Raw genomic sequence first — 7,169 nt, forward strand, 5'->3', positions numbered from 1 at the left:
GGTCGAACTCGCCGGTGCCGGCATCGACACGGTCTGGACCTCGCTCGCGAGCTACACCCTGAGTGCCAACGTCGAGAATCTGTTTTTCGGCGGCAGCGGCAACTTTGCGGGCACCGGCAACGAGCTGGCCAACATGATCGTGGGCGGAGCGGGTAACGACCTTCTCATCGGTAACGGCGGTGCCGACACGATGGTAGGCGGTGCCGGCAGCGATATCTATGAAGTCACCGACCTTGGGGACGTGGTAGGCGAGAACGCCGGTGGCGGCAGCGACACGATCTGGACCTCGCTCGCGAGCTACACCCTGGATGCCAACCTCGAGAATCTGTTTTTCGGCGGCAACGGCAACTTTGTGGGCACTGGCAACGAGCTGGCCAACACGATCGTGGGGGGGGCAGGTAACGACTTCCTCGTCGGCGCTGGGGGTAACGACGTGATGAGTGGCGGCGTGGCCGGCAACGATACGTTCGTGTTTGGTGCCGCGGGTTTCGGCAACGACACGATCCTGAACTTCGGAGCCAATGCGGCCGCAGGACAGGACTTGCTCGATCTCAGGCCGATGGGGATCACCAGCGCGACGTTCGCTCCCAGCCTGACCATAACGGCAGACGGGGCGGACACGGTGGTCGGGATCGGAGCGGACTCCATCCGCCTTGTGGGTGTCAGCAGCGCGGCCGTTGATCAGACGGACTTCATTCTGGCCACTTGAGGTCCTGGTCAGTACTGTCGCAGGGAGCGTGGACCGCGGAGGGGAGGGCATGGATGCCCTCCCTTTCTCTTTTCACTCAATTGTCCATTAGTTATCGGGGGGCAGCAGCGTTAGCATTGCCTGCGAACAGGATCACCTTGCATTTTGTGTCAGTAATGCTGGCTTAATCCGGATTCGCTGATATCAACGCCTTGCGCAAGGCAACCGAGCGCGTGCGTTCAATTGATTGTTAGTACTATTTCTGACGGCTACACTCCAACCCCATGAAACGCTACCTGCGGTTTTGCTTCATTTTCGTGATTAGCCTGGCGCTTCCCCTCAGCGGGATGGCGGGCGTTCAGGCACCGACAGAACCTTGCCCGATGAAGACGATGGGCATGGCGATGATGGACGATATGGGGATGGACTGCTGCAACGATATGAAAAGCCCGACCGAGCACGGCAAACCCTGCAAGCCGGGCCAGGAGTGCAAGACTGGCGGTATGCTGCAAGTCTCGATCGACAAGCCTCCTGTCACGTTGTTCAGCCCTGTAGTGCTTTCCTCTTCCAGCGATTCCATGCCTGTACCGACCCCTTCCGGGGTATGGCGACCGCCTCGCGTTTGATTCCTGTCCCACATTGAGCCTCATTCCGTTTTAGCGGGATGGCATAGCTGCGCGCATTTCTTTTGACGCTTGCAGTGGATGATCACAGGAATCGTAGACATGAACTCCAAGTGCTATTGCACAGGTTGGTCCCTCGTGGCCGGTCTGGCGGTTAGCGTACTGGCATTGCCGAGCTTCGCTGGCGCATTGACACTCGATGAAGCGCTGCGGCTGGCCGAAAACAATGCGCCGTCGCTGGCTGCACAAGATGCAAAGATTCAAGCTGCCAGCAGTGCGGCTATACCCGCGGGTGAATTACCTGACCCCAAGTTGCTGGCAGGTGTGCAGAACTACCCCATCGGCGGCCCGGATCGCTGGAGCATCAACGACGACTTCATGACCATGCAAATGGTCGGGGTCAGGCAAGAGATGCCCAACGGTGACAAACGCAAAGCTCGCATCGAGGTCGCCAACGCCGGCGTTGATCGCGCTGCCGCCGRGCGTCGGGTTGCACGACTGAACGTACGCCAATCCACGGCATTGGCCTGGATCAGCAGCTACTCGGTCGAGCGCAAAGATGCGCTGTTCCAGGACTTCTACAAAGAAAACCGCCTGCTGGCCGATACCGTCCGGGCCCGGATTGCAGGTGGCCGCGCTCAACCCGCCGATGCGGTGACGCCCAAGCAAGAAGCGGCCCAACTGGCGGAGCAACAGGACGATCTGATTCTCCAGAGAGCGCAGGCCCGAGCGGCCCTCAAACGCTGGATTGGCTCCGCCGCCAACGACAAGCCTGTGGGCAGCTTGCCGCAGTGGCCTATCGATTCCTCAAGCTACGCCCATAAACTGCAACACCACCCCGAGTTGACAGCGTTTGCGCCGATGACCCGCGAAGCGCAAGCCAAGGTCCGTGAAGCCGAGTCTGAGAAAAAGTCAGACTGGAGTTGGGAGCTTGACTATCAACATCGCGATCGCCAGTTCGGCGACATGGTCAGCGTGCAATTGTCCTGGGACTTGCCGCTGTTTCCTGACTCCCGGCAAAACCCCAAAATCGCAGCCAAACAGGCTGAACTCAGCCAGCTTGAGGCTGAGCGCGAAGCCCTGTCACGCGAGCACACTCAGCAACTGGAAAACGAACTGGCTGACTATGCACGCCTGAATCGTGCGGTAAGCCGCAACCAGGAAAGCCTGCTGCCGCTGGCCAGGGAAAAGGTCGAACTCAGCATGGCCAGCTACCGTGCCGGCAAAGGCGATTTAAACGCCGTTGTGGCCGCCCGACGTGAACTCATCGAAGCCCGACTCAAACAGATCGACGTGGAGGAGCAGCGAGCGCTGACCAGTGCGCGTCTGTATTTTGCTTATGGGGAGTCCAGCCAATGAACCTTACAAAATGGAACGGGGCATGGCTGGTTGGCATTTCGCTGGCATTGGGTGTTGCCGGTGGCTACTGGTTCGCTCACCAGCGCATGAGCGCGGTACCTGTTGCGGCCCAGGAGCAGAAACTCAATTCGCCGGACGAACGCAAGGCACTGTATTGGTATGACCCCATGTACCCGCAGCAAAAATTCGATAAGCCGGGCAAGTCCCCCTTCATGGACATGCAACTGGTCCCCCAGTACGCCAATGGAGGTAGTGACCGTGCGACGGTCAGTATCGATCCAGGCCTGACTCAGAATCTCGGTCTGCGTTTTGCGACTGTCACTCGTGGAAATTTTGAGTCCAGTCTCGACGTGACAGGTGTCCTGGCGTTCAACGAACGGGATGTCGCGGTAATCCAGGCACGCACCCCGGGCTTTGTGGAGCGGGTCTATGCCCATGCACCCGGTGATGTGCTCAATGCCAACGCGGCATTGGCGGATATCCTGGTGCCGGAGTGGGCGGCCGCTCAGACAGAGTTCCTTGCCCTCAAGCGCAACGGTGATGCCGACCTGCTGGCTGCGGCCCGCCAGCGACTAAGGCTCACAGGGATGCCGGCTGCGCTGATCACCCAGGTAGAGCGCAGTGGCAAAGTCCAGCCGAACCTGACCCTCACCAGCCCCATCAGCGGCGTGCTGCAAGAGTTGAACGTACGTGCGGGTATGACCGTGGCGGCTGGCGACACTCTGGCACGCGTCAATGGCTTGAGCAGTGTCTGGCTGGCCGTGGCCGTTCCGGAATCGGATGCCGGAGCTATCACCGTGGGTCAGGCAGTCGAGGCGCGCTTGCCAGCTTTTCCAGGGGCAACGCTCAGTGGCAAGGTCAGCGCGATTTTGCCCGAGACCAATCCGGACAGCCGCACGCTTCGTGTGCGGGTGGAACTGCCCAATCCAGATGGGCGCCTGAGACCAGGTTTGACAGCGCAGGTCCGCCTGAATCGTACAACTGAGCAAAGTGTATTGTGGGTGCCGAGCGAAGCGGTGATTCGCACTGGCCGACGTGCCCTGGTGATGCTCGCCGAAGATGCGGGCCGCTACCGCCCAGTGGAGGTGCAACTCGGGCAGGAAAGCGATGGCAAGACGGCGATCTTGAAAGGCCTGGAAGAAGGCCAGAAGGTGGTTACGTCTGGCCAGTTCCTCCTCGATTCGGAAGCCAGTCTCAAGGGCATTGTTGCTAATTCGGAGCAAGAGTCGCCACCCAGTGGAGCAGCCGCCAGTTTGCATGAGGCGGATGGGCAGATCGTTGAGATCAACGATAAAGAAGTCACGCTCGCCCATGGTCCTTTCAAGACACTGGGCATGCCTGGCATGACGATGACGTTCCCACTCGCCAATCCGGCGCTGATGCAGGGCCTTAAAGCGGGTGACAAGGTACGGATCGCTGTGAGCCAGACTGACGATGGCTTGCGGGTCGAGCGCCTGGATAAATCGGGAGTTCAACCATGATCGCCGCCCTTATTCGTTGGTCAGTGGCCAATCGTTTYCTGGTACTGCTGGCGACGCTGTTTGTCACGGCTTGGGGCATCTGGTCGGTGCAGAGCACGCCCATCGATGCATTGCCGGATCTCTCCGATGTTCAAGTCATCATCCGTACCCCCTTTGCGGGACAAGCGCCGCAGATTGTCGAGAATCAGGTGACCTATCCGTTGGCCACCACGATGCTCTCGGTGCCGGGCGCCAGGACCGTGCGTGGTTACTCGTTCTTTGGCGACAGCTTTGTTTACGTGCTGTTTGAAGACGGCACTGACTTGTATTGGGCTCGCTCGCGGGTGTTGGAGTACCTGAGCCAAATTCAAAGTCGGTTGCCGGCCAGTGCCAGGCCGGCGTTGGGGCCGGATGCGACGGGAGTGGGCTGGATCTACCAGTACGCACTGGTGGATCGCAGTGGCGGACACGATCTGGCACAGCTACGCGCACTTCAGGACTGGTTCCTCAAGTTCGAACTCAAGACTCTGCCCAATGTAGCGGAGGTGGCCACCGTGGGGGGGATGGTCAAGCAGTACCAGGTGCAGCTTGATCCGCTCAAACTGGCCAGCCTCGGCATCACTCAGGCCGAGGTATCCGAGGCGATCGGCAAAGCCAACCAGGAAACCGGTGGTGCCGTGCTGGAAATGGCAGAGACCGAGTTCATCGTGCGGGCTTCTGGCTACCTGAAAACGCTCAATGACTTTCGGGCGATCCCGCTCAAGCTCGGTGCGGGCGGTGTTCCAGTGACCCTTGGCGATGTCGCCACCCTTCAGTCGGGACCGGAAATGCGGCGTGGCATCAGCGAACTCGACGGCGAAGGGGAGGCGGTCGGCGGCGTAGTGATTTTGCGTAGCGGCAAGAACGCTCGCCAGACCATTGCTGCGGTCAAGGCCAAACTCGACGAACTGAAAAGCAGTCTGCCGGCCGGCGTGGAAATCGTCACCACTTACGATCGCAGCAAGCTGATCGACCGTGCGGTGGAAAACCTCAGCCACAAGCTCATCGAGGAGTTCATCGTCGTTGCGTTAGTCTGCGGGATCTTCCTCTGGCACCTGCGCTCATCGCTGGTGGCGATCATCTCGCTGCCTGTTGGTGTGTTGATTGCCTTCATCGTCATGCGTTACCAAGGCATCAACGCCAACATCATGTCCCTGGGCGGGATTGCCATTGCCATCGGCGCCATGGTCGACGCCGCGGTGGTGATGATCGAGAACGCCCACAAGAAGATCGAGGCCTGGCATGCGGCCCATCCCGGCGAAGAGCTGAAGGGTGAACATCATTGGCATGTGATGACTGAAGCTGCGGCGGAAGTGGGACCAGCGCTGTTCTTCTGTCTGTTGATCATCACCCTGTCGTTCATTCCAGTGTTCACCCTGGAAGCTCAGGAGGGACGCCTTTTCGGCCCATTGGCTTTCACCAAGACCTACGCCATGGCCGCAGCGGCGGGATTGTCGGTGACCCTGGTGCCAGTGCTGATGGGCTACTGGATTCGGGGGCGAATTCCCGGTGAGCAACAGAACCCGTTGAACCGGTGGTTGATTCGGATCTATCAGCCGGCTCTGGACGCGGTCTTGCGTCGACCAAAGATCACTCTGCTGGTGGCGCTATTGGTTTTTGTCAGTGCGCTATGGCCAATGTCTCGCCTGGGTGGCGAATTTCTACCCCCGCTGGATGAGGGCGACCTGCTCTACATGCCTTCTGCACTGCCGGGATTGTCGGCACAAAAAGCGGCGCAACTGCTGCAACAGACTGACCGCCTGATCAAGACCGTGCCAGAAGTCGAGCACGTTTTCGGTAAGGCCGGTCGCGCTGAAACCGCGACAGATCCGGCGCCTCTGGAAATGTTCGAAACCACGATCCAGTTCAGACCGCATGAGCAATGGCGTCCAGGCATGACCCAGGAAAAACTGGTGGAGGAACTGGACCGTGTGGTGCGTGTGCCCGGTCTGACCAACATCTGGATACCGCCGATTCGTAACCGCATCGATATGCTTGCCACGGGGATCAAGAGTCCCATCGGCGTGAAAGTCGCCGGCACCAACCTGACGCAGATCGATGCCGCGACACAGGCGATCGAGCGAGTGGCCAAGGACGTGCCCGGCGTCAGTTCGGCGCTGGCCGAGCGACTGACCGGCGGCCGCTATATCGACGTGGATATCGACCGCAAGGCCGCCGCCCGTTATGGGCTGAACATCGCCGATGTGCAGTCCATCGTCGCTGGCGCCATCGGTGGTGAAAATGTCGGCGAGACCATTGAAGGGCTTGCACGTTTCCCGATCAACGTACGTTACCCACGAGAGTGGCGCGACTCGCTCGGCGCCCTGGAGCAACTGCCGATCTACACCCCGCTGGGTAGTCAGATCACCCTGGGCACGGTGGCGAAGGTCAAGGTCAGTGACGGTCCGCCGATGCTCAAGAGCGAAAACGCACGACCTTCAGGCTGGGTATACATCGATGTCCGCGGTCGGGACATTGCCTCGGTGGTTGCCGATCTGCGTCGGGTCGTCGATGAACAGGTCAAGTTGCAACCGGGCATGAGCCTGAGCTACTCCGGGCAGTTCGAGTTTCTCGAAAGGGCCAACGCACGCCTCAAACTGGTGGTGCCGGCCACGCTGTTGATCATTTTCGTGCTGCTCTACCTGACGTTCGCCCGATTCGACGAGGCTTTGCTGATCATGGCCACTCTGCCATTCGCACTGACTGGCGGGGCATGGTTCCTCTATCTGTTGGGCTTCAATCTGTCGGTCGCCACCGGAGTCGGCTTTATCGCTTTGGCCGGTGTTTCTGCCGAGTTCGGCGTCATCATGCTGCTCTATCTGAAGAATGCCTGGGCCGAACGTGAAGACCTCGGCGACAGCTCTGAGCGCGGACTGGTGGCGGCGATTCGTGAAGGTGCCGTGCAGCGGGTTCGCCCCAAGGCCATGACCGTGGCCGTCATCATTGCAGGCCTGTTACCCATCCTGTTGGGCAGCGGTACGGGCAGCGAAGTGATGAGCC

4 protein-coding genes and 1 pseudogene are annotated in these 7,169 nt (G+C 59.9%); all 5 read left to right on the forward strand.

The annotated features are described in order from the left end of the window. Positions 1-709 (forward strand): annotated as a pseudogene (locus AC1DU9_RS29060) (calcium-binding protein); the annotation flags it as partial. Positions 710-972: 263 nt separating this feature from the next. Beyond that, the gene (locus AC1DU9_RS29065; RefSeq protein ID WP_223462574.1) at positions 973-1,314 is read left to right on the forward strand and encodes a hypothetical protein; all 342 of its coding nucleotides are present in this window, start codon (positions 973-975) and stop codon (positions 1,312-1,314) included. Between the two features lie 99 nt (positions 1,315-1,413). Then, entirely contained in the window at positions 1,414-2,670 is a 1,257-nt protein-coding gene (locus AC1DU9_RS29070) for a TolC family protein (protein ID WP_477811206.1), read from the forward strand. Further along, entirely contained in the window at positions 2,667-4,151 is a 1,485-nt protein-coding gene (locus AC1DU9_RS29075; RefSeq protein WP_223462572.1) for an efflux RND transporter periplasmic adaptor subunit, read from the forward strand. Before AC1DU9_RS29070 ends, AC1DU9_RS29075 begins: the two co-directional genes overlap by 4 nt. Beyond that, a partial coding sequence (locus AC1DU9_RS29080) for an efflux RND transporter permease subunit (RefSeq protein WP_477811207.1) occupies positions 4,148-7,169 on the forward strand: 3,022 nt, incomplete at its 3' end. The genes AC1DU9_RS29075 and AC1DU9_RS29080, both read left to right, overlap by 4 nt.

It is taken from the genome of Pseudomonas sp. P4_C1, from assembly GCF_056402155.1.